This is a genomic window from Billgrantia endophytica, from assembly GCF_002879615.1.
Taxonomy (GTDB): Bacteria; Pseudomonadota; Gammaproteobacteria; order Pseudomonadales; family Halomonadaceae; genus Halomonas; species Halomonas endophytica.
Genome location: NZ_PNRF01000044.1, coordinates 66,419 through 88,970, shown reverse-complemented (window position 1 = coordinate 88,970; position 22,552 = coordinate 66,419). Strand labels below are relative to the sequence as shown.

Below are 22,552 nucleotides of genomic sequence, written 5' to 3'. Positions count from 1 at the left end.
TCTCAGCACGCCACACGAAGATCAACAACAACTCGCATGCTCACATGCAGGAGTCGACACCATGATGAAATCACTCTTCACCGGCACCGTTCTGGGCGTGGCCCTGGCCGTGAGCCAGGTAACACTGGCTGCGGACTTCACGCTGCGTTTCGGTCATCTGGCCAATGAACGGGATATCTGGCATCTGGCGGCCGAGAGGTTCAAGGAGGAGGTCGAGACCCGTTCCGAGGGGCGAATCGAGGTGCGGATCTATCCCAACGAGCAGCTCGGCAGCGAAATGGACGTGATCAACAGCATCCAGTTGGGCACCGCCGACATGACCATCACCGGCGAAAGCCTGCAGAACTGGGCGCCCAAGGCCGCCATGATGGCGGCGCCCTATGCCTTCCGTGATGCCGAGCACCTGCACCGGGTGGTGGAAAGTGAGGTTGGTGCCGAGATCGAGGCGCAGATCACCGAGCGCGCCGACCTGGTGCCATTGGCCTGGTTCGAGCGTGGTTCGCGTGAGCTGACCTCCAACCGGCCCATTCGGCATCCGGATGATCTCGACGGTATCCGGCTGAGGGTGCCCAACGTGCCGCTGTTCGTGGATACCTGGCAGGCGCTGGGCGCTCGTCCCACGCCCATGGCGTTCAGCGAGGTGTTCACGTCGCTGCAGCAGAACACCATTCAGGCCCAGGAGAATCCATTGAGCCTGATCGAGAGCGCCAGCTTCTACGAGGTGCAGGACTACCTGAATCTCACCGGCCACGTGCGTAGCTGGATCTATGTGGTGATCGGCAGGAACCAGCTCGAGCGGATGCCGGAAGAACTGCAACAGGTGGTCTTCGATGCCGCCGAGGTCATGCAGGCGTATCAGGCCGGACTGTTCGAGGAGGATCAGGTGCGCCTCGAGCAGCTGCTGCGCGAACGTGGCATGGAGTTCATCGAGGTGGATACCGCTGCCTTCGCCGAGAAGGCTCTTCCGGCGGTGGAGAGTGTTCTGAATGAGGAGCAACGGGCCCTGTTCGAGGCCATCCAGAACCTGTAAGGCACCCCCCGGGGGCGAGCATGAGCCCATGCTTGCCCCCATGGGGGATAACCATGAGGAGAGGCTTATGGGCCCGGACTACAAGGCGATCGAGCAGGAAGCCATCGATAGCCTGGACACCCTCGCGGCGGTGCCCGGATTCCAGGGGATGGTGGGGCGCCTGATCGGCTGGATCGATACCCTGTTCACCGGCATGGCCGTTGTCGCCCTGGTGGCGATCGCCGGCACGGTGCTGCTGCAGGTCGTTTCGAGGCTGTTCCTGCCGTTTTCCCCGGCCTGGACCGAGGAGCTGTCGCGCTATCTGTTCCTCTACATGGTGGCGCTGGCGGCGGGGGTGGTGCTGCGCAAGAACCGCAACGTCAACGTCGAACTCTTCCACCACTGCCTGGGTATCCGGGCACGGGCCGCCTATCAGGCCCTGATCTGCCTGCTGATCGCCGGCTTCGCCTGGGTCGTTCTGCCCCATGCCTGGCAGTACGCCCAGAACGGCGCCTGGCAGACTTCGCCGACACTGCGGATCCCCATGCTCTACATCTTCTTTTCCACCGTGGTGACGTTCGGGCTGCTGCTGTTCTACGGCGTCATCGGCTTTCTGGAAGGGGGCATCGCCATGTTCCGTCCGCTCGACCGCAACGAGCAGGAGACGCCGTGATGGAAGTCATCATCCTGTTCAGCGTGTTCCTGGCTCTTCTGCTCATCGGCATGCCCATCGCCTTCGCCCTGGGCATCGCCTCGCTGATCTATCTGCTGATGGAGGGCATCTCGCTGACCATCGTGCCCCAGCGCATGTACGCGGGCATCGACACCTTCGTGCTGCTGTGCATCCCGGGCTTCGTGCTGGCCGGCAACCTGATGAACGTCGGCAACATCACCGAGCACATCATCCGCTTCTCCAACGCGCTGCTGGGGCATATCCGGGGTGGCCTGGGGCTGGCCAATGTCGGTGGGTCGATGATCTTCGGCGGCGTCTCGGGCACGGCGGTCGCCGATGCCGCCAGCATCGGTTCGGTGATGATCCCCGGCATGGCGCGTGCCGGCTACGACAAGCCCTTCGCGGCGGCGGTGACGGCGGCCTCCTCGACCATCGGGCCGATCATTCCGCCCAGCGTGCCGATGATCATCGCCGGCTCGCTCAGCGGCATCTCGGTGGGGCGCATGTTCCTGGCCGGTGCCATCCCCGGCCTGCTGATGGGGGTGGCAATGATGGTCACCGTCTACATCCTTGCCGTGCGGCGCGGCTATCCGAAGGAGGCGCGCGTTCCCTTCCCGCAGTTGCTCAAGGAGGCGAAGACCGCCTTCTGGGCGCTGCTGATGACGGTGATCATCCTCTACGGCATCATTGGCGGCTTCTTCACGCCCACCGAGGCGTCCATCGTCGCCAGCCTCTACGCCCTGGTGGTGGGCATGTTCATCTACAAGGGCATCTCCTGGCGCAAGCTGCCGGGCATCCTCTCCGATACCGTGCTCACCTCCTCGGCGCTGTTGCTGCTGGTGGGGCTCGCCAACCTGTTCGGCTGGATTCTCACCAGCGAGCAGGTGCCCCAGATGATCGCCGGCCTGATTCTCGCCATCAGCGAGAACCCGATCATCGTCATCCTGATCCTCAATCTGATCCTGCTGTTCGTCGGCGCCTTCATGGAGACCATCGCCGCACTGATCATTCTCTTTCCGGCGCTGCTGGGCGTGGCCACCGGGGTCGGCATCGAACCGGTGCACTTCGCCGTCATGATGGTACTCAACCTGATGATCGGCCTGACCACGCCGCCGGTGGGGGTCTGCCTGTTCGTGGTGTCGGGGATCGGCAAGCTGCCCATGCTGACCGTGGCGCGCGCGCTCATGCCGTTTCTGCTCTGCAATCTCGCCGTGCTGCTGCTGGTCTCCTACGTGCCGGCGATCTCCCTGTGGCTGCCGAACCTGTTGATGGGTGAATAGACCCCTTGGCCGTGCGCGATATGTGAGGATTATGGATGGATATGAACGTGACCTACGTTGCAGCGGCCCCCGGTGAAGGCCGGATCGGCATCGTTCACCTGGGGCTCGGGGCCTTCCATCGGGCCCACCAGACGGTCTATCTGGAGCGCCATCGTCGGCGCACCGGCGACACGGCCTGGGGCGTGAGCAGCGCCAACCTGCGCTCGAGCGTGGGGCTGGTGGACGACCTGAGGGAGGCGGGGTACCGCTACCCGGTGGTCGAGTACGCCGACAGCGAGCATGCGACCCTGCGCGAGATCGGCGTGATCGAGGAGACGCACTTCACGGGGCAAGACAAGAGCTCCGGTCGCGACGGCGATGGGCACTGGGGGCGGGATCTCGACGCACTGCTGGCGCGGCTCGCCTCTCCCGAAGTGCGCATCGTCACCCTGGCCGTTACCGAGAAGGGCTATTTCCTGAGTCCGGCCGGCGGCGAGCTGTTGCTGGGCGACCCGATGATCGCCGCCGATATCGCCGACCCTTCCCGCCCGCGCACCGCGCCGGGCCTGCTGGTCGAGGCGCTGTCCCGGCGGCGTGAGCGGGGCGTCGCCCCCTTCACGGTGCTGAGCTGCGACAACATGCCGGACAACGGCAAGCGCACCCGCATCGCGGTGATCCAGCTGGCACGGCGACGTGATGCCGCCCTGGCGAGGTGGATCGCCACCGAGGTGGCCTTTCCCTGCAGCATGGTCGATCGCATCGTACCGGCCATGACCGCCGCCGACTTCTCCCGCCTCGCCGACCTGGGCATTCAGAACCCCTGCGCCGTGGTCTGCGAGGCGTTCTCCCAGTGGGTGGTGGAGGATGACTTTCCCCTGGGACGCCCCGACTGGGAGGCCGAGGGTGTGGAGATGGTCGCCGACGTGGCGCCCTTCGAAACCATGAAGTTGCGCATGCTCAACGGCAGCCACTCGCTGCTGGCCTACCTGGGGGCCCTGGCCGGCATCGAGACGGTGTTCGAGGCGGTGAGGCGTGATGACCTGCGCGCGCTGCTGCGTCGCTACATGCTCGAAGAGGCGGCCCCCACCCTGAGCCTGCCGGAGGGCATGGACCTCGTTGCCTACGCCGAGTCGCTGCTCACGCGTTTCGCCAACGACAGCCTGCGGCATCGCCTGCAGCAGATCGCCATGGATGGCAGCCAGAAGCTGCCCCAGCGCTGGCTGCTGGGCGCGCAGGCGTGTGTCGAGATCGGCAGGCCGGTACCCTGCACGGCCCTGGGCGTGGCCGCCTGGATCCGCTATACCGCCGGCCATGATCTGCGGGGCCTTCCCTACCCGATCGACGACCCCCTGACGGGGCGTTTCGCCGGGCTGCACGACCGCTACGGCCGGGACCCCGAGGCGCTGGTCGACGCCTTCCTGGTCATGGACGACGTGGTGCCACCGGCCCTGGCGGCCGACGCCGGGTTCACGGCGGCGGTGCTCGCCGCCTATCGACACCTGACGCAGTACGGGCCCGACGGAGCGATCGACGTCTGTCTGCAAACCTGAGACGAGGAGACGTTCATGGAACACACCTGGCGCTGGTTCGGCCCCAAGGACTCCATCCAACTCGGGGAAATACGTCAGACGGGGGCTACCGGTATCGTCACTGCGCTGCACGGTATCCCCAACGGCGAAGTGTGGCCCATCGACGCCATCGCCGAGCGCAAGCGCCTCATCGAGGAAGCGGGCCTCACCTGGTCGGTGGTGGAGAGCGTGCCGGTGCACGAGGCGATCAAGCAGGGACTGCCCGAGCGCGACGCCCTGATCGATACCTACTGCCAGACGCTGCGCCACCTGGCGGCCTGCGGTATCGACACCGTCTGCTACAACTTCATGCCGGTGCTCGACTGGACCCGCACCGATCTGGCGTACCGCCTGCCGGATGGCGCCCTGGCGCTGCGCTTCGACCAGATGGCTTTCGCCGCCTTCGATCTCTATCTGCTCCAGCGCCCCGGCGCCGAGGCGGAGTACGACGCAGCCGAGAAGCGTGCGGCGAGAGCCCACCTCGATTCCCTGGACCGGGCCGGGCTCGACCGGCTGGTCGATACCCTGATCGCCGGCCTGCCGGGGGCCGAGGAGCACTACACCCTCGAGCGCTTCCGCGAGGCACTGGCCGCTTACGCCGACATCGACACCGGACGCCTGCGCGAGCATCTGGGGTATTTCCTGAAGGCGGTCGTCCCGGTGGCCGAGGCGCTGGGGATCCGCATGGCGATCCATCCCGACGATCCACCGCGGCCGCTGCTGGGGTTACCGCGGGTGGTCTCCACGTCCGAGGATGCCCAGTGGATCCTCGATGCCATGCCCAGCCCGGCCAATGGCCTGACGCTGTGCACCGGCTCCTACGGGGTGTGTGCCGACAACGACCTGGTGGAGATGGCGCGGCGCTTCGGCCCGCGCATCCACTTCGCCCACCTGCGCTCGACCCGGCGCGACGCGGGGGAGCCGCGCACCTTCCACGAGGCGCCCCACCTGGCGGGGGACGTGGACATGGTGGCGGTGGTTCAGGCACTGGTGGAGGAGGAGCGGCGCCGGGAGCGGGAGGGCGGCCCGCGCCTGCCGATGCGCCCCGATCACGGGCACCACATCCTCGACGACCGGCGGCGCGACACCGCGCCCGGCTATCCGCTCTACGGCCGGTTGCGCGGGCTGGCGGAACTGCGCGGCGTGGAGCTGGCGGTGCGCCGCTTGACGTGATGCTGCCTGATAGAGAAAAGGGCGACTACGGGATCGCCCTGGGCGAAAGCCATCCGGTGGGAAGTCGCTGGCGCCGAACACGGCGACGGGCCCGACCTGCGCACGCTCTACGTCGCCACGGCCACCCAGCACCTGGATACCGGGAGCAAGGCGCGCTGGCCCCTGGCTGGCAGTCTGCTGCAGATGAAGACAGGAGTCGCGGGGCTTGCCGAGCCTGGTTTTGGTGCCTAGCCGCTTGCCAGCCGGCGCCCCAGAGCCTGCATGAAGCGTTCACCCGCCTCGAGCTGTTCGATCTCGATGTACTCGTCGGGCTGGTGCGCCTGGGCGATGCTGCCCGGACCACAGATCACCGTGGACAATCCCGCGGCCTGAAACTGGCCGGCCTCGGTGGCGTAGGCCACGGCCTCGCTGGGTCGTTCCCCAAGCAGAGTGCGGCAAAGCGACAGGGCCGCGGTATTGTCCCGGTCCGCCAGGGCCGGCACCGTGGAGGTCAGAAGTTCGGTGTGAATGCCGGCATCGGGGGCGCGAGCCTTGAAATCGGCTTCCAGTGCCTCGGCACAGGCGGTGACTCGTGCCAGGAGCGCATCGAAGCTGTCCTGGGGCAGATGGCGGATCTCCCAGTCGAAGGTGCATTCCCGGGCCATGATATTGATGGCCGTGCCGCCCTGGATCCTGCCGACATGCAGGCTCGAGTGGGCGACGTTGAAGGCCTCGTCGACGCGACCTTCTGCACGCAGCTCGGCCATGACATCCTCGATCTTCGTTACCAGCCGGGCGGCCACGTGGATCGCCGAGACACCCTGGTTGACCTGGCTGGAATGGGCCGCGCGGCCGGTCACGGTAGTGCGCAGGTTGGTGATCCCCTTTTGCGCCACGACGGGAGCCATGGAGGTGGGCTCGCCGACGATGATGGCCGATGGGCGTGGATGCTCCGCCATCAAGCGCTCGATCATGCGCGGCGCCCCGAGGCAGCCGATCTCCTCATCGTAGGAAAACGCCAGATAGATCGGGGCGCGTAGCTGCTGTTTCACCCATTCGGGAACCTCGGCCAGGGCGCAGGCGATGAAGCCCTTCATGTCGCAGGTGCCGCGGCCGTAGAGTCGCCCGTCACCCTTGTCGACCAGGGTGAACGGGTCGGTGCTCCAGGGCTGCCCATCCACCGGCACCACATCGGTATGACCGGACAGCACCACGCCGCCTGCCACTGCAGGACCGATGCGCGCCAGCAGGTTGGCCTTGCTGCCGTCATCGCTCTCCACCCGCCAATGCTCCACCTCGTATTCGTCGAGGTAGCCCTCGACGAAGGCGATCAGGTCCAGGTTGGAATCGCGCGAAACGGTGGCAAATCCCACCAGGCGCTCGAGCATCTCGGCCGCGGTCATGATCACTCCCATTCCTTCAAGGTAATGCAAGAAGCCTAACACGGCTGGGGACGATGGGAGGGTCGACCGGGGGATGAGGTGGCTCATTGGGAATGATTGCTTCAATGAGACTGGGAGAAGTCATTGATATTAGCTATTACCTTGGTGCGCAAAAACAAGTCCCCTCCTACAGAATCAGCTGTTATACCTATTCTCACGTTGATGGACAGCAGGGAAACATATCGCCACTTGACTGAAACATTACGGTGATATGGCTGACGTCCCGCCGGTACGGCTTTCAGGGCGTAACGTTCGAGAGGAACCCATCGGCTCAACGGTTTGCATTCTATGCACCAGAACTATGCGTCACTAACGGAGAGCGTCATGGATCAGAAAGTCGACAGCAGTGCAGGTAAATGCCCCGTCATGCACGGTTCTCGCACCAAGCAAGGCGATACCGGCAACTCAAATCATGACTGGTGGCCCAACCAGCTGAACCTCAGCATCCTGCATCAACACTCTCCCAAATCCAATCCGCTGGGGGAGGATTTCAACTACGCCGAGGCGTTCAAGTCGCTCGACCTGGCGGCCGTCAAGAAAGACCTCGAAGCGCTGATGACCGACTCCCAGGAGTGGTGGCCGGCTGATTATGGCCACTACGGACCGCTCTTCATTCGCATGGCCTGGCATAGTGCCGGCAGCTACCGGGTAGGCGACGGCCGCGGCGGTGCCGGCACCGGTACCCAGCGCTTCGCGCCGCTCAACAGCTGGCCCGACAACGGCAACCTGGACAAGGCGCGGCGCCTGCTGTGGCCGATCAAGCGCAAGTACGGCAACAAGCTCTCCTGGGCCGACCTGTACATCCTGACGGGCAACGTCGCCCTGGAATCCATGGGCTTCAAGACATTTGGCTTCGCCGGTGGACGTGAGGACGTCTACCAGCCGGAAGAGGACATCTACTGGGGCGCGGAAGACGAGTGGCTGGCCACCAGCGACCACGCCAGCAGCCGCTACAGCGGCGAGCGCGACCTGGAGAACCCGCTGGCCGCGGTGCAGATGGGCCTCATCTACGTCAACCCGGAAGGCCCCGACGGCAACCCCGATCCGCTGGCATCGGCCAGGGACATCCGCGACACCTTCGCCCGCATGGCGATGAACGACTACGAGACGGTGGCCTTGACCGCTGGCGGCCATACCTTCGGCAAGACCCACGGCGCGGGCGATCCGGTCAACGTGGGCCCCGAGCCGGAAGCCGCACCCATGGAGGAGATGGGCTTCGGCTGGAAGAGCCGCTACAAGAGCGGCAAGGGCCGTGACACCATCACCAGCGGTCTGGAAGGGGCCTGGACACCCACGCCGACGAAGTGGGACATGAGCTACTTCGACGTGCTGTTCGGCTACGAGTGGGAGCTGACCACGAGCCCGGCCGGTGCCCAGCAGTGGCGCCCGATAGGCCTGACCGACAGAGACATGGCGCCGGATGCCGAAGATCCGTCCAAGCGCGTGGGGATCATGATGTCCACCGCGGACATGGCCATGCGGGAAGATCCGGAGTATCGGAAGATCTCCAAGCACTTTCATGAGAATCCGGAGGAGTTCGCCGAGGCCTTCGCTCGCGCCTGGTTCAAGCTGACTCACCGCGACATGGGTCCGAAGGCACGCTACCTGGGCCCGGAAGTACCGGCGGAAGAGCTGATCTGGCAGGACCCGGTGCCCGCTGTCGACCATGAGGTGATCGATGCGCAGGACATCGCTGCCCTCAAGGGGAAGATTCTTGCCTCCGGCCTGTCCGTCCCCGAGCTGGTATCCACCGCCTGGGCATCTGCCTCGACCTTCCGGGGCTCCGACATGCGCGGCGGGGCCAATGGGGCACGTATCCGCCTGGCGCCGCAGAAGGACTGGGAAGCCAACCAGCCCGAGCAACTGGCCAAGGTGCTGAAGACGCTGGAGAGCATCCAGAACGACTTCAATGCGACCCAGACCGGTAGCAAGACGGTGTCGCTGGCCGACCTGATCGTGCTGGGTGGCGCTGCCGCCATCGAGAAGGCCGCGAAGGATGCCGGTCACGATATCGAGGTGCCGTTCACCCCGGGGCGCACCGACGCCAGCGACGAGCAGACCGATGCCGAGTCCTTCGAGTGGCTGCGCCCCGAGGCCGACGGCTTCCGCAACTATCGGCGTGCCCGTTTCACCGTCTCCGACGAGGAGATGCTGGTCGACAAGGCCCAACTGCTGGGGCTCAGCGCGCCGGAGATGACCGTGCTGGTTGGGGGCATGCGTGTACTGGCTGCCAACCACGGCAACTCGCGCCACGGTGTGTTCACCGACCGCCCCGGTGCCTTGACCAACGACTTCTTCGTGAACCTGGTCGACATGAGCACGGAGTGGAAGCCGGCGTCGGCGGACGCAGACGTGTTCGAGGGACGTGATCGCGTGACCGGCGAGGTGAAGTGGACCGGAACGCGCGTGGACCTGGCCTTCGGTTCCAACTCCCAGCTTCGTGCCATTGCGGAAGTCTACGCACAGGACGATGCGAAGCAGAAGTTCGCGAAGGACTTCGTGGCGGCATGGAACAAGGTGATGAACGCGGATCGCTTCGACCTGGCGTAATCCAGTTTGAAAGAGTGGTGACAGAGGCGCCCCGACAACGGGGCGCTTTTATTCGCCGTGCCGCCCTGGGTGAGGTGTCGATTCCCTTCGAGTAGCGAGTATGCGACGCCGTACTCGGCAACCACATCGATGAAGTGCTCGCTGACGTACCCATGGCATCGACATGTCACCACGATATGTTTATGAAACGCAGTTTTTTCGACACGTCGTCAGCTTATGTCGATGCCATCGACATAAGCTGACGACGTGTCGATTTTTCAGGAAGAAATGAACATGAGCTGGCGTCCTGACCAACCCTATAACGGCTTACCGCCGCTGCCACCCGCCGAAGAGCTCGAGAGGCCTGCCGTGCTGAAGGCCTGCATTCCGGCTAGGGTGGCACTGGCGGAACTGAAGCAGGCGGGCGAGCTGCTGCCCAACCAGGGGCTGCTCATCAACCTGCTGCCTCTGCTGGAAGCCCGCGACAGTTCCGAAATCGAGAACATCGTCACTACCACTGACAGGCTCTTCCAGTTTGCCCAGGAAGATACCCACGCCGACCCTGCTACCAAGGAGGCGCTGCGCTATCGTACCGCGCTGAGCCATGGCTACCGCGAGCTGGCCAGGCGGCCTCTGTGCACCAATACGGCAGTGGAGATCTGCAGCACCATCAAGGGCGTCGAAATGGAGATCCGGCGGGTGCCGGGTACCACCCTCTCCAACCAGGCGACCGGTGAGGTGATCGATACCCCGCCCATGGGGGAGGAGGCGCTGCGCAGACTGCTGGCGAACTGGGAAAGCTATCTCCACGAGGAGGATGGTGTCGATCCCCTGATCAAGATGGCCGTGGCTCACTACCAGTTCGAAGCGATCCACCCCTTCACCGACGGCAATGGGCGTACGGGAAGAGTGCTGAACATCCTCTATCTGATCGAGCAGCAGTTGCTGACGCTGCCGATCCTCTATCTCAGTCGCTATATCGTTCTGCACAAGCCTGATTACTATCGCCTGCTGCTGGCCGTGACTCGCGAGGGGCGGTGGCAGGAGTGGCTGATCTATATGCTCAAGGCCGTGGAATATACGGCCCGCTGGACCACCGACAAGATTGCGGCGACCCGCACGTTGATTGAGGATACGACCCGCCATATCCAGCAGCAGTTGCCCAGGGTCTACAGCCATGAACTGGTGCAGGTGATCTTCGAGCAGCCCTATTGTCGAATCAACAATCTGGTGGAGCGTGACATCGCCAGGCGCCAGACCGCCTCCAGCTACCTTCAGCAGCTATGCGATATCGGAGTGCTCAAGGAGATCCGTGCCGGGCGCGAAAAGCTGTTCGTGCATCCCAAGCTGGTTCGTCTGATGACCGAAGACGGCAATGCGGTCGCGCCGTACCCGGCGTCATGATGCCGCTGGTTAACATAGCGACGCTGCTTATTTTAACTTCAGCCCCAAGTTCAAATAAGACCGGACTGGCACCCGCTCAGTAATGATATCGCAACTGCGCGATCAGCAGCGCATCCTCCGTGACCTTGTAGACGATGCGGTGTTCGTCGTTGATGCGCCGGGACCAGTACCCCGCCAGGCCGTGTTTGAGCGGTTCCGGCTTGCCGATTCCCTCGAAGGGCGTGCGCTGGATCTCCTTGATGAGCTGATTGATACGGCGAAGCACCTTCTTGTCGCTCTTCTGCCAGTAGAGGTAGTCCTCCCAGGCGTGCTCGGAGAAGGTCAGTTTCATTCCTCGATGAGCTCCCGCTCCTGGCCCTTGTCATCCTCCAACTGGGCGATGGATTCGAGCAGGCGGCGGGCGTTCTTCGGTGAGCGCAGCAGGTAAGCGGTCTCCTGCAGGGCTTCGTAGTCCTCCAGCGATATCATCACCACGGAGTCGGCCTTGCTGCGAGTAATGATCACCGGAGCATGGTCGTCGCAGACCTGCTGCATGGTCTTGGCCAGATGAGTGCGAGCGGAGGTATAGCTGATGGCGTCCATTTTTTCTTCTCCTGTACATAAAATGGTACGTACAAAATATCGTACATGATGGCTTGCGGCAATGCCACTACTCGAACGCCTGCTCAACCACTCACCAGCCTCGCCCGGCTGGCGCCATTCCCCAGCGGCTCCACCTTGATCTGCACCGGGATGCGTTCATGCATCTCCTGAATGTGCGAGATCACCCCGACGCGTCGTCCCTGGGCCTGCAGGCCGTCGAGCGCTTCCATGGCCAGCGCCAGCGATTGTGGGTCGAGGCTGCCGAAGCCCTCGTCGATGAACAGCGACTCGATCACCAGGTTGCCGGAGGTCATCGACGCCAGGCCAAGCGCCAGGGCCAGGGAGACGAGGAAGGTCTCGCCGCCCGAGAGCGAGTGTGCCGAGCGCTGTTCGTCGCCCATGTCATGATCGATGACCAGCATGCCCAGCGGACTTCCGCCGCGCACCAGCCGGTAGCGCGGTGCGAGGTTGGCCAGGTGGGCGTTGGCGTGGTCGAGCAGCAGCTCCAGGTTGTAGGCCTGGGCGATGCGGCGGAACGCCTTGCCGTCGGCGGATCCGATCAGCTCGCTGATACGTCCCCAGCGCACCTGCTCGGCGCGTGCCGCATCCCGCTCGGCCTGGCCCGCCTGCTGGCGCGCCCGGCGGCGGTCGTCGTCACGTCGCGCATGCACGGCCTCGTCGCGTGTCTGCTGGGCTTCCTCCAGCTTTGGCGCCAGGACCTGCCGTTCGGCGACGAGTGCCTCCCGGCGGTTGCCGATCTCCACTGCGACCTCTTCGCCAAGTAGCGCTTCGTCGCCGTTTGCCACATCCGTCAGTGTCTGCTCTCGCCGATGCTCGATCAGTGCATGGCGCCGCTCGGCGAGGCTCGCCTCGGTGCGTTGGCGGGCCTCGTCGGCATTGGCCAGTTCGCGCTCCTCACGCTCGGCTTCTGCCTCGGGCTGCACCAGTAGTCGGGCCAGCGTAATGTCGTCCAACTGCGGATGGGCCTGGCGCCAGTCGGTCAGCTCCCGCTCCAGCGTGGCGCCTTCCCGGATGAGCTGCTCGATGCGCTCGGCTTCGTGATTCACCCGCTGGGTGAGCCGCGCCTGTTCGCGCTCGGCACCATGACAGCCCTCGATGGCCTGGTCGCGCTGCTGGCGGGCTGACTCCTGGCGCGTCTCCAACGCCTGCTGCCAGGCGTCGACGGAGGCATGTTCGCCGAGCAGTGTCCGGAGGGTAGCGGTCAGGTCGCTGCGCTGCTGATGCAAGGGAGGTAGCCGTTCGGCCCGCTTGCCCAGTTCCTCTTCGAGCGCGGTTCGCCTGGCCTCGAGCTGGGCGAGCCCGAGCTCATCCTGGCGCAAGGCTTCCTCCAACGGGGCCAGCTCGGCCTCGGCGCGGGCCAGTGCCTGAAGCGTGCGTTCGCCATGTTCGCGCTCGTCGTCGCTCACGCGGCGCTGATACGCCAGCCAGGCGTCGCGCTCGGTGGCGTCGATGGCGGTGAGTTCGGCGTACAGCGGATGTTCGGCCAGGGCTTGCTGCGCCTGAGCCAGGCGACTATCGGTCTGTTGCAACTCCTGGCGACAGCGTGCCATCGCTGCCATGACGGCACGGTACTCGCCTTCGAGATCGTTGCGCTCGCGCTGGGCCTGCTCCCATGTCTGCCGGGCCTCGCCCAGTTGCTGTTCTTCCTGGGCCTGTTGGGCGGCCAGTTGCGCCGCTTCGGGAGAAACCGGCGGTCGGTGGCGGAAAGGATGTTCGACACCGCCGCACACCGGGCAGGGCTCGCCTTCCTGCAGTGTCTCGCGCAGGCGTATCACGCTCTCGCTGCGGGCAGCACGGCTGCGTTCGATGACGTCGTGCAGAGTGCGATAGTGACGTTCCCGCTCATCGAGCCGTTCCCGGGCGACCTTGCCCAGAGCGGTCAACTCGGCCCGACGTTCTTCATCCAGGACCATTCGTTCGCCAAGCTGGCGCTGGGCCAGATTGGCACGCCGGGCCTCCTGCCACCGGCTCTCCAGCTCACCCAGCGCCAGGCTGCGGTGGGCGGCCTGGCCATGGGCCCGCTGGGCCGCCTGACGCGCGGCATCGAGTCGTTCGTGATTGCCCATCAGCTGGCGCAGCGTGGCTTGCCACTCGTCGCGCTTCCGTTTGTGCTCGAGCTGTCTGGCTTCGGCTTCCCTGCGCTGCCCGGCCAGCCGTTCGGCCTGTTGTCGGCAGTCATGATGCTGCGACTCGAGTTCAGTCAGCTGCTGCTCCAAGGTAGCGAGGGCCTGGGTGTACTCGCGTGCCTGGTGCAGGGTGGGGTCGGCCTGATGGCGGGCCTGGATGGCTGCGTCCAACTGCTGTGCGGCCCGGTCTCGAGCTTGTCCGGCGGCCTGTTGGGCGGCCTTGGCTTGCTCTAGCGCCTTGAGGGTCTGGCGGTGGGCATCCTCCAACGCGGCGATCTCATTGGGCAGCGCGGCCTGGCGCAGCAGGCGATGGCGCTGGGGTGCCAGTCGTCGCCGCCACTCCCTGTCGGCGCGCGCTTCGGCCAGCGTCTGCCAGTGGGTCTCGGCGTGCTGCTGCTGCTGGCGTCCCTCGACGTAGGCCCGGAGGAGCCGTTCATCCATTTCGTGCCACTGCTTGTCGGCCTCCAGGCGCTGCGCTTCCTGCTGGATGGCATGCAACTGGCGCTCGGCGTCGTCGGCGCTGCGTTCCAGCGTGGCCCGGGTGTCGGGGTCCGCGGGCAGGTCGTCGGCCAGCCTGGCCTCCAGGGCATCGACGCATTTTTTCGCCTCCCTGGCGCGTCGATAGGCGGCGATGGAAATGTCGGAGTACTCGGTGGTGCCGGTCAGGCGCTCCAGCAGGTCGCTGCGGTCGTTGTCGTCGGCCTTGAGGAAGGCGGCGAACTCGCTCTGGGCCAGCAGCACGGCGCGGGTGAACTGCTCGAAGGTGAGGCCCAGCACCTCGGGCAAGAGACGGTCGAACTCCCGCTTCTGCGCGGTCAGGATCCGGCCATCCTCGAGATCGGTCAGCGATTGCTCGGCCGCCTGCAGGCGGCCTTCGGCCTTGTCACGTGCCCGGCGTACCGCCCAGCGGGCCCGATAGCGATGCCCGTCCTGGCCGAGGAAATCGACCTCGGCGTAACCGCCTGCCGCGCCACGACGCAGCAGCGTGCGCGGGTCGAAGCTGGTCACGTCGCTGTCGCCGACGTCGGGCAGGCGCGCCTGATCCTGTCGGGCACCGCGCAGGCGCGGGGTGTTGCCGTAGAGCGCCAGGCACAGGGCGTCGAGCAGGGTGCTCTTGCCGGCACCGGTGGGGCCGGTGATGGCGAACAGCCCGGCGTCGGCGAGCGGCGGCTGGGTGAAGTCCAGCACATGGCGTCCGGCCAGGGACGCGAGGTTCTCGAGACGAACGGCAAGGATCTTCATGCGCTGCCCTCGCGGGTCGGCTGGTGATCCAGTACCTCCTGACACAGTGCGTCGAAGTCGCGCAGGATGTCGTCGTCCGGGTCCGAGCCGTAGGCCTCCTGCCAGGCGCGCTCGAACAGGGCGCGGGGGCCGAGGCTTTCCAGTGTCACTCGCGCCCCATCGCGCCTGTCGGCGGCGTCGGGGAAGCGGGTGTGGATGCGCAGCAGGCTCACCGGGCAGTCGGCCAGCGCCGTCTCGATGAGGTAACGCAGGTCGGGGCGCGGGGCCTCGAGCTCGACGCGTACCTCGAGCCAGGGCCATCGTTCGCGGGGCAGGAGGGGCTCGGGGGGCTCCTCGTTGCCGCGCGGCAGGGTTTCCAGTTCTGCCAGCACCTGGGCCAGCGGGGCGGGGCCGATGCGCATGAGCTCTACCGTACGGGGGACTGGGATCGGTTCGCTGCTGACCAGGGTTTCGCCCTCGAGGGTGATCTCCACCACCTGATGCGGGTAGTGCACCTCGCTGAAGTCCATCGGCAGGGGGCTGCCGCTGTAGCGGATGCGCGCCTCGCCGACCTGCTGCGGACGGTGCAGATGACCGAGCGCCACATAGGCGATGTCATCGGGAAAGAGCGCCGCCGAGATCGACTCCTCGCCACCGATCACGATGGGGCGCTCGCTGTGCTCGGAGACCTGGGCGCCACGCAGGTGGGCGTGGCTCATGGCGACTAGCGCCTGGCCCGGTTGGCGCTGCCGACGAGCCGCGTCGATCAGCTCCCGGTGGACGCGCTGGATGCCGGCGATGTATCCCCCATCGTGCGCAGGCTCGTTGTCGCGCCGGATACCGGTGACCTCGGAGGGGCGCAGGAACGGCAGCGCCAGGCACCAGGCGCGGACGTCACCCCGGGTATCGGTCAGCGGCACCAGCAGCCGCTCGGCGTCGAGGCTGCCGTCGTCGCACCAGTTCACGCGGCCGAGGGCATGGGTGTTGAGACGCCGCATCAGCGGCCCGGGCAGCTCGATGCGGCTGCCGCTGTCGTGGTTGCCGGCGATCATCACGATGTCGAGCCGCGGCAGGCGGCGATGCGCCTCGACGATGAAGCCGTAGAGCTCCTCCTGGGCACGCAGGGAAGGGTTGACCACGTCGAACACGTCGCCGGCGATCAGCAGGGCGTCCGGCTGTCGCGCTTCCAGGGTCTGCAACAGCCAGTCGAGAAAGGCACGATGCTCGACGTGGCGCTCCTGGCCGTGGAAGGTCTGGCCCAGGTGCCAGTCGGCGGTGTGGATCAGTTTCATCAGCCTCTTTCCTGCTATGGTGACGAGCGACATGGAAGCGATAGTCTACGCGAGTCACATGAATGAAGCAGGAGGCCGGGCATGACCGCCGCAGCGCTGCACGACTGGAACCTGACACCTGACGAGGCCATTGCCCTGCAGAAGCGCCTGGCCGGGCGCATCGAACGGGAAGACCGGTTCGACCCGGTGCGGCACATCGCCGGGGTCGACATCGGCTTCGAGCAGGGCGGGGAGATCACCCGCGCCGCCGTGGTGCTGCTGACCTGGCCGGGTCTGACCCCTGTGGAGCAGGTGGTCCACCGTGAGCCGACCCGCATGCCCTATGTTCCCGGCCTGTTGTCGTTTCGCGAGATACCGGCGGCGCTGGCCGCCTTCGCCCTGCTCACCACCCGGCCGGAGCTGGTCATGGTCGACGGGCAGGGCATCGCCCATCCGAGGCGGCTGGGGGTGGCCTCGCACCTGGGGCTGTGGCTCGACCTGCCGACCATCGGCGTGGCCAAGTCCCGCCTGTGCGGAAGTCACGATGCGGTTCCCGAAGGGCGTGGCGAGTGGACACCGTTGCGTCATCGCGGTGAGATCATTGGTGCCGTGCTGCGCTCGCGGCTGGCCGTGAAGCCCCTCTACGTTTCGCTGGGCCACCGAATCTCGCTGGCGACCTCGCTGGAATGGGTCGTGAGCTGCCTGGGGCGCACCAAGCTGCCCGAACCGACGCGGCTGGCCGACCGGCTTGCCTCGCGCCGTGACGAGAAGCGCCCCTGACGGGGGCGATCGGCTTTGCAATCCGGTCTCCCCCGGCGGACCATGTGACTCCCTTCATCTGCCGAGTCCCGCCATGACTGCTTCGCCTTCCCCGATCCTTGCCGCCACCCGTACCTGGGTCGAGACCTTCGTGGTCGCCCATGATGTCTGCCCTTTCGCCGGTCGTGAGCTGGCCCGCGATACGGTCCGCTACACGGACATCGTGGCCAGGGAGTGGGAGCCGGCGCTACGGACGCTGATCGAGGAGTGTCAGCGGCTGGATGAAACGCCCGGTATCGAGACCACCTTGTTGGTGTTGAGCCAAGGACTCGATGACTTCGACGACTACCTCGATTTCCTGGCCATCGCCGAGGCGCTCCTGGCGGAGCAGGGCTATGAAGGGATCTACCAGTTGGCCAGCTTTCATCCCGACTACTGCTTCGAGGACGCCGAGCCGGACGACCCCGCCAATTTCACCAACCGATCGCCCTGGCCGATGCTGCACCTGCTGCGCGAAGCGAGCCTCGAGCGGGCGCTGGAGCACTATCCCGATCCCGAGGCCATCCCCGAGCGCAATATCGAGGAGATGCGGCGGCTGGGCCATGATGCCCTGGCCGGGGGGCTGGAGGCGCTGCGTGGCATTCGAGGTTGAGTCGGGGGCGGAAATGATTTCCATAGAGGTGCGGGGCATGCTGGCAACCTTGGCGTGATGGGCTATGGTGAGGAAGGGTGATGGCACGACGTGCCAGTATCCATTACCCACAGGCCAGTTCCGAGCATGGCAAAGGAGTCGACATGAGCATGAAGAAAACCGGAAGCGCTGTCTGGGAAGGTAGCTTGAAGGAAGGGCAGGGCCAGGTCTCGACCGAGAGCGGCGTGCTCAAGGATGTGCCTTACAGCTTCGGGAAGCGCTTCGAGGGTGAACCGGGCTCCAACCCGGAAGAGTTGATCGGAGCGGCTCACGCCAGCTGCTACTCCATGGCGCTGTCGATGATCATGGGCGAGGCGGGCCTTGAGCCCGAGAAGATCGAGACCGAAGCGACCGTCACCCTGAGCCAGGACGACGGCGGTTTCAGCATCACCGCGGTGCATCTCGAGACCCGCGTGCGCAGCCCCGGCGCCGATCAGGCCGCCTTCCAGGAGGCCGCCGACAAGGCCAAGAAAGGGTGCCCGGTTTCCAAGCTGTTCAATGCCGAGATCACGCTGGACGCCTCGCTGGAAAACTGACACCTTCCTGCCCTGTTGCGAGCGGCCATCCGCTGCGGTGGCCGCTACTCGTTCGTCATTCCGCTCCGCGCGGCATCGATCAACGCACGCACCAGGCGCTGTTGTGGGCGATTGAAGATCAACCACTCCGGGTGCCACTGCACGCCGATCAAGAAGTCGTGCTGTCTGGACTCGATTCCCTGTACCAGGCCATCGCGGTCGCGGGCCACTATCTCGACCCCCTGGCCGGTCTGTTGCACGGCCTGATGATGCAGGCTGTTGATGCGGCACCAGTTGACCTTGAGGATACGGTGCAACTGGCTGTCCGCCACGATATCCACCGTCTTGCGAGGCAGCACGGTTCGCCGCCGCTTGAGTCCTTCGTGGGTGGTGTAGATATCCGGATCCAGGGTGCCGCCCAGGTGGACATTGAGCAATTGGGCGCCACGGCAGATGCCCAGCACCGGCTTTCCCTGGGGAGCGAAGCGCTCGATGAGTTCCAGCTCCAGCTCATCACGCTGTGGGTCGACCCGCACGTCGAGTTGAACTTCACCGCCATACAGGTGTGCCTGGATGTCGTCACCTCCGCCGATGATGAGGCCGTCCAGGGATACCGGCAACGGTCGGGAGGGGGAGAGACGCAACGGACGTCCGCCATGGCGCCAGACGGCAAACCAGTCAAACCACCAGGCGATACGACTCTTGTAATCCGAGGAGGTGATGCCGATCAGGGGACGTGTCATGAGTCGGCACGAGCCTCCCTGACCCAGTCACGCAGCCTGCCGAGCCAGCGGGCCAGGGGTGAACGTGTGTGATAGCTGACATAGCGGCTGGCGCGCCCGGTCACTTCTTCCGGGTCGGCAGCGAGCTGTTCCGTCACCAGCCAGCGGTTCCATTCCACCACCGCGCCCCATCCCTGTTGCGAGAGCTGGGCGTTGGGCAGGCGGTAGTGGAAGGTCGGCCGAGCCTTGACCAGCTTGTCGTGGAAGAGCGCGTGTGGGTAATCCGGGCGCAGATAGGCAAAGAGGGGGTAGAGATCCAGTTCCCGGTTGCGTGTCGGGTTGAATTCGACGTAGTCCGCGATCAGGGTATCCAGATCCGGGGCATAGGCAGGGTCCAGCACCTTGAGCACGTAGGCCTTGGGAAAGGGATTGGCGTGGGGCAGTACTTCGCGGGTGATGTCGATGTCGATTTCCTTGCGCAGCCACTCTGCCATCAGTAGATAGGCGCGCAGTTGCTTGAGGATGTCAACGGTTTCCAGGCTGGCGACCTCGGGGTTGAGATGCAGGCCGAAGCCATAGAGCAGGCTGGCATCGGTGCCCTTGGCGCCGCGGCTGTACAGGGCTGCGAAGAGCGCATCCAGATCGCCCAGCTCGTTCCAGGGTACGGGTGGGCAGACGATTTCGGTGGGCACCAGGCCAGTCACGACATCACCGATCAGTTCGCGGGCCTTGCTGTGGAACTCCACCCGCATCTGGAGGCGCTGGCGCTCCCACTCGCTGTCCTTGCGCGGAACCTCCGCCAGCAGCTTGTCATCGGGGTGGGCATATTGCGTGTCCAGCTCGATGACGAAGGTGCCCCAGCGTGTGCCGTCTACCTTGAAGCGATGAGGGCTGACCAGGCGAAGCTCGCCACCGAACAGGTCCCTGACCAGCTCGGCCGTTGCCAGGGGCGGCAAGCCGGAAAATTCGATTTCGACTCCCACTCGCCGGGTTCTGCCTTGAAAACTCAAGGTTTCGGGTGGTGGTTGCGGCTGCATGGAGGCATCCTGTGCGACTCGAGCGAACGTCTTTGCCAGCCTAACATAGTGCTGCGGACGCTCGGCAGGAACCAACACCCGCTTTTGTGTTGTCACACTGAAGCGAGCGGACCAGAACATGGACAGGGAGTGTAGTCGTGGCGATGCCAGGCGGTTTTCTTCAGGCGCTGATGACGATTGGCAGTCGATGGATCGGGGATGGGGCATGGCTGTTGATCGTGACCGCGCTGCTGGTCATCAGCAATCCACTGAATGCGCAGACATTACCGATGACGGGGCTGGCCGGGGGCCCGGAAGACGAGGCGGAGGAGCATGACGCCGAATCGTTCCAGCAGGCGTTGGACGAGGTGATCGTGACTCTGGAGGACGACGAGCGCCGCGATGCCTTGCTGGACAGCCTGCGCGAACTCCAGCAAGTGCATGGCGAAAGCGCTGACGGCACAACCGACGTGCAACGCCAGGGCCTGCTCGGAGCCCTGGCGGAAACGTTCGGTGACCTGGGGGGGCAGGCCGAGGCCGGCGAGTCGCCCATCGATGACTGGCAGCGTCAGTTGGAGCAAGGCTGGTCGGAGCTCAGCGACCTGATGGTGGAAACCGGGACCTCGCAGATGATGCGCATCGTCGTGGACAGCACCGTCATGGTGGGGGTCTGGGCAGGTCTGTTGGTGATCCTGATTGCCCTGGGCAGGCTGCTGTTCAAGCGCTATGAGCTGCCCTTGGACCTGCCTCGTGATCCTCGCGCCTGGCTGTTGGGCCTGCATTTCCTGAGACGCATGCTGCCCTGGGCCCTGGCCTTCCTGCTGATGCTGGGCCTGGCCCAACTGTTGCCGGCCAGTCCGGGACGTACCCTGGCGCTGGTTCTTGCTTATGTAGCGCTCTGCGGTCGTGCGCTTTCGGTGATCGTGGAGTGCGTGGTGTCGGTCTTCACCCGTGGTCACCGCTTCATCGCGGTGCTGACCCTGCAGCAGCAGGGCCTGCGGATGTTGTTTCTGATTGGCGCACTCATTGCCCTTGGTGATGCGCTCAATTCCGCTCGCCTGTCGATAATGCTGGGGGAGGAGTTGGCCGGGTTGAGCTCGGTGCTGGCCAATATGCTGGCGGCGCTCCTCAGCGTGCGCTTCATCTTCAAGTTCAAGCGTCCGATCAAGCACCTGATCCGCAATCGTTCCTGGCGCATACGCCGCGAGGGTGGCTCCACCATCGAACTGGCCCGTATCGTCGGTGAGTTATGGCATGTCCCCGCTCTGCTGGTAGTGGTCGGCTCATTACTGGCGATCTCCGTCACGGTAGGCGACGTGGGCGCGGCGCTGGCCCGGTCGATCATTTCCGCTGCGCTGCTGGTCATGACGCTGGTGGTGACTGGCTTGATTCGCCGCCATAGCGAACGGCGCAGCAAGCGTCGGGGGGTCAGCGAGTACCGCCGGCGTCTCGAACGCTTCGGCTATGCGCTTTCCCATGTCGTCTCCTGGTTCATCCTTGCCGAGCTGTCGTTGCAGGTATGGGGCGGTTCGCTGTTTGGCCTGGGCCAGGAAGGGGTGGCGGGCATGCACATCGGGCCGGCCTTGCTGGCACTGGGCTTCACGGTGCTACTGGCCTGGTTGGCCTGGATCTTTGCCGATACCGCCATCCAGCGGGCGCTGATTTCTTCGGCCCGCTCCAGGGGGCGGCGGGTCAATCAGGCGCGGGCCCAGACCATCACGCCCATGATCCGCAACGTGATCTTTGCCACCATCGTCATCATCGCCGGCATCGTCGGGCTGGCCAATATCGGGGTCAATGTGACCCCCTTGTTGGCCGGTGCCGGCGTTATCGGCCTGGCCGTGGGCTTCGGTGCCCAGACGCTGGTGCAGGACCTGATTACCGGCATCTTCATCATCGTCGAGGATTCTCTGGCGGTGGATGATTTCGTCCAGATCAATGGCCACATGGGCACCGTCGAGGGGCTGACCCTGCGCACCGTGCGACTGCGTGACCTCGACGGCATCCTGCATATCATCACCTTCAGTGCCATCCAGTCGATCCATAACATGTCGCGACACTTCGGCATCGCGCTGATGCGCATCCGAATCCCGCACACCATGAAGATCGACGATGCCATCACACTGGTGCAGGAAACCGCCCAGGAACTGCGCCAGGACCCGATGATGCGCCACCACATCTGGTCGCCACTGGAGATGCAAGGCATCGATCGCTTCGATGAGGGGGCCGCCGTGTTGCGCATGCGTTTCCGCACCGCGCCGGTCATGCAGTGGGACGTGACACGCTCCTTCAACCTGCTGCTCAAGCGGCGCATGGAAGCGCAAGACATCGACCTCGGCATGCCTCGACTCAGCGTCAGCATGGAAAGCGTCTCGGGCAGCGAGCTGGGCGATGCCACGGGGGACGATCCGGAAGGCAATGCCCGAAGACAGAGCCGTGATGCCAAAGGCCGGGCGCCGGGCGAGGCCGGCGTGGCCGATCCGCAGGGAGACACCAGCCCGCGGGGGGCGTCACCGGAAGGGTGAGACGTCGATGGCTGAGCCAAGGGAGCCATGGCCAGCCGGCCCCGGGGCGCAGTACTATCGAGAGAGC

General features: G+C 65.2%; 18 protein-coding genes. 11 read left to right on the top strand and 7 right to left on the bottom strand.

The window, feature by feature from the left end; genetic code table 11:
• Positions 1 to 61: 61 nt before the first annotated feature.
• The 5 genes from C1H69_RS21145 to uxuA all read left to right on the top strand — a co-directional run bounded on the left by C1H69_RS21145 (position 62) and on the right by uxuA (position 5,682).
• Positions 62 to 1,030 carry a TRAP transporter substrate-binding protein gene (locus C1H69_RS21145; protein WP_102655361.1) on the top strand — a complete coding sequence of 323 codons (969 nt, stop codon included), beginning with the start codon at positions 62 to 64 and terminating at the stop codon, positions 1,028 to 1,030.
• 67 nt (positions 1,031 to 1,097) lie between these two features.
• Positions 1,098 to 1,682: a TRAP transporter small permease gene (locus C1H69_RS21140; protein ID WP_102655360.1), complete on the top strand. Its 585-nt coding sequence runs from the start codon at positions 1,098 to 1,100 to the stop codon at positions 1,680 to 1,682.
• Positions 1,682 to 2,962 (top strand): TRAP transporter large permease, encoded by a 1,281-nt coding sequence (locus C1H69_RS21135; RefSeq protein ID WP_102655359.1) that lies wholly within the window; start codon positions 1,682 to 1,684, stop codon positions 2,960 to 2,962. The genes C1H69_RS21140 and C1H69_RS21135 overlap by 1 nt, the downstream gene beginning before the upstream one ends.
• A gap of 41 nt (positions 2,963 to 3,003) precedes the next feature.
• Positions 3,004 to 4,491: a mannitol dehydrogenase family protein gene (locus C1H69_RS21130; protein ID WP_102655411.1), complete on the top strand. Its 1,488-nt coding sequence runs from the start codon at positions 3,004 to 3,006 to the stop codon at positions 4,489 to 4,491.
• A gap of 15 nt (positions 4,492 to 4,506) precedes the next feature.
• Positions 4,507 to 5,682 carry a mannonate dehydratase gene (uxuA, locus tag C1H69_RS21125; protein WP_102655358.1) on the top strand — a complete coding sequence of 392 codons (1,176 nt, stop codon included), beginning with the start codon at positions 4,507 to 4,509 and terminating at the stop codon, positions 5,680 to 5,682.
• Between the two features lie 227 nt (positions 5,683 to 5,909).
• Here the strand turns inward: uxuA and argE are convergent, their stop codons facing one another.
• Positions 5,910 to 7,064: an acetylornithine deacetylase gene (gene argE / locus C1H69_RS21115; protein WP_102655410.1), complete on the bottom strand. Its 1,155-nt coding sequence runs from the start codon at positions 7,062 to 7,064 to the stop codon at positions 5,910 to 5,912.
• Between the two features lie 363 nt (positions 7,065 to 7,427).
• On the opposite strand from argE, the gene katG reads away from it, so the two are divergent.
• Together katG and fic are read left to right on the top strand one after the other, a co-directional pair.
• Positions 7,428 to 9,653 (top strand): catalase/peroxidase HPI, encoded by a 2,226-nt coding sequence (gene katG / locus C1H69_RS21110; RefSeq protein WP_102655357.1) that lies wholly within the window; start codon positions 7,428 to 7,430, stop codon positions 9,651 to 9,653.
• Positions 9,654 to 9,926: 273 nt separating this feature from the next.
• Positions 9,927 to 11,036 carry a protein adenylyltransferase Fic gene (fic, locus tag C1H69_RS21105; protein ID WP_102655356.1) on the top strand — a complete coding sequence of 370 codons (1,110 nt, stop codon included), beginning with the start codon at positions 9,927 to 9,929 and terminating at the stop codon, positions 11,034 to 11,036.
• 76 nt (positions 11,037 to 11,112) lie between these two features.
• On the opposite strand, the gene C1H69_RS21100 is transcribed toward fic, so the two are convergent.
• The 4 genes from C1H69_RS21100 to C1H69_RS21085 form a co-directional block, all read right to left on the bottom strand.
• Positions 11,113 to 11,367: a Txe/YoeB family addiction module toxin gene (locus C1H69_RS21100; protein ID WP_102655355.1), complete on the bottom strand. Its 255-nt coding sequence runs from the start codon at positions 11,365 to 11,367 to the stop codon at positions 11,113 to 11,115.
• Positions 11,364 to 11,618, bottom strand: coding sequence for a type II toxin-antitoxin system Phd/YefM family antitoxin (locus C1H69_RS21095; RefSeq protein ID WP_102655354.1), 255 nt, complete (start codon positions 11,616 to 11,618; stop codon positions 11,364 to 11,366). Before C1H69_RS21095 ends, C1H69_RS21100 begins: the two co-directional genes overlap by 4 nt.
• Positions 11,619 to 11,701: 83 nt before the next feature.
• Positions 11,702 to 15,007 (bottom strand): AAA family ATPase, encoded by a 3,306-nt coding sequence (locus tag C1H69_RS21090; RefSeq protein ID WP_102655353.1) that lies wholly within the window; start codon positions 15,005 to 15,007, stop codon positions 11,702 to 11,704.
• Positions 15,004 to 16,278, bottom strand: coding sequence for an exonuclease SbcCD subunit D (locus tag C1H69_RS21085; RefSeq protein ID WP_102655352.1), 1,275 nt, complete (start codon positions 16,276 to 16,278; stop codon positions 15,004 to 15,006). The genes C1H69_RS21090 and C1H69_RS21085 overlap by 4 nt, the downstream gene beginning before the upstream one ends.
• 81 nt (positions 16,279 to 16,359) lie before the next feature.
• Between C1H69_RS21085 and nfi the strand changes: the two genes are divergently transcribed.
• The 3 genes from nfi (at position 16,360) to C1H69_RS21070 (ending at position 18,243) form a co-directional block, all read left to right on the top strand.
• Positions 16,360 to 17,037: a deoxyribonuclease V gene (nfi, locus tag C1H69_RS21080; protein WP_102655351.1), complete on the top strand. Its 678-nt coding sequence runs from the start codon at positions 16,360 to 16,362 to the stop codon at positions 17,035 to 17,037.
• Positions 17,038 to 17,110: 73 nt separating this feature from the next.
• Positions 17,111 to 17,668 carry a DUF1415 domain-containing protein gene (locus tag C1H69_RS21075; protein ID WP_102655350.1) on the top strand — a complete coding sequence of 186 codons (558 nt, stop codon included), beginning with the start codon at positions 17,111 to 17,113 and terminating at the stop codon, positions 17,666 to 17,668.
• Positions 17,669 to 17,811: 143 nt separating this feature from the next.
• Entirely contained in the window at positions 17,812 to 18,243 is a 432-nt protein-coding gene (locus C1H69_RS21070; RefSeq protein WP_102655409.1) for an OsmC family protein, read from the top strand.
• A 44-nt stretch (positions 18,244 to 18,287) separates the two neighbouring features.
• Here the strand turns inward: C1H69_RS21070 and C1H69_RS21065 are convergent, their stop codons facing one another.
• The gene (locus C1H69_RS21065; protein ID WP_102655349.1) at positions 18,288 to 18,965 is read right to left on the bottom strand and encodes a gamma-glutamyl-gamma-aminobutyrate hydrolase family protein; all 678 of its coding nucleotides are present in this window, start codon (positions 18,963 to 18,965) and stop codon (positions 18,288 to 18,290) included.
• Complete coding sequence (locus C1H69_RS21060; protein WP_102655348.1) at positions 18,962 to 19,981, bottom strand: amidoligase family protein; 1,020 nt, start codon at positions 19,979 to 19,981, stop codon at positions 18,962 to 18,964. Before C1H69_RS21060 ends, C1H69_RS21065 begins: the two co-directional genes overlap by 4 nt.
• 143 nt (positions 19,982 to 20,124) lie before the next feature.
• On the opposite strand from C1H69_RS21060, the gene C1H69_RS21055 reads away from it, so the two are divergent.
• Positions 20,125 to 22,485: a mechanosensitive ion channel family protein gene (locus tag C1H69_RS21055; protein ID WP_102655347.1), complete on the top strand. Its 2,361-nt coding sequence runs from the start codon at positions 20,125 to 20,127 to the stop codon at positions 22,483 to 22,485.
• The last annotated feature ends 67 nt before the right edge of the window (positions 22,486 to 22,552 follow it).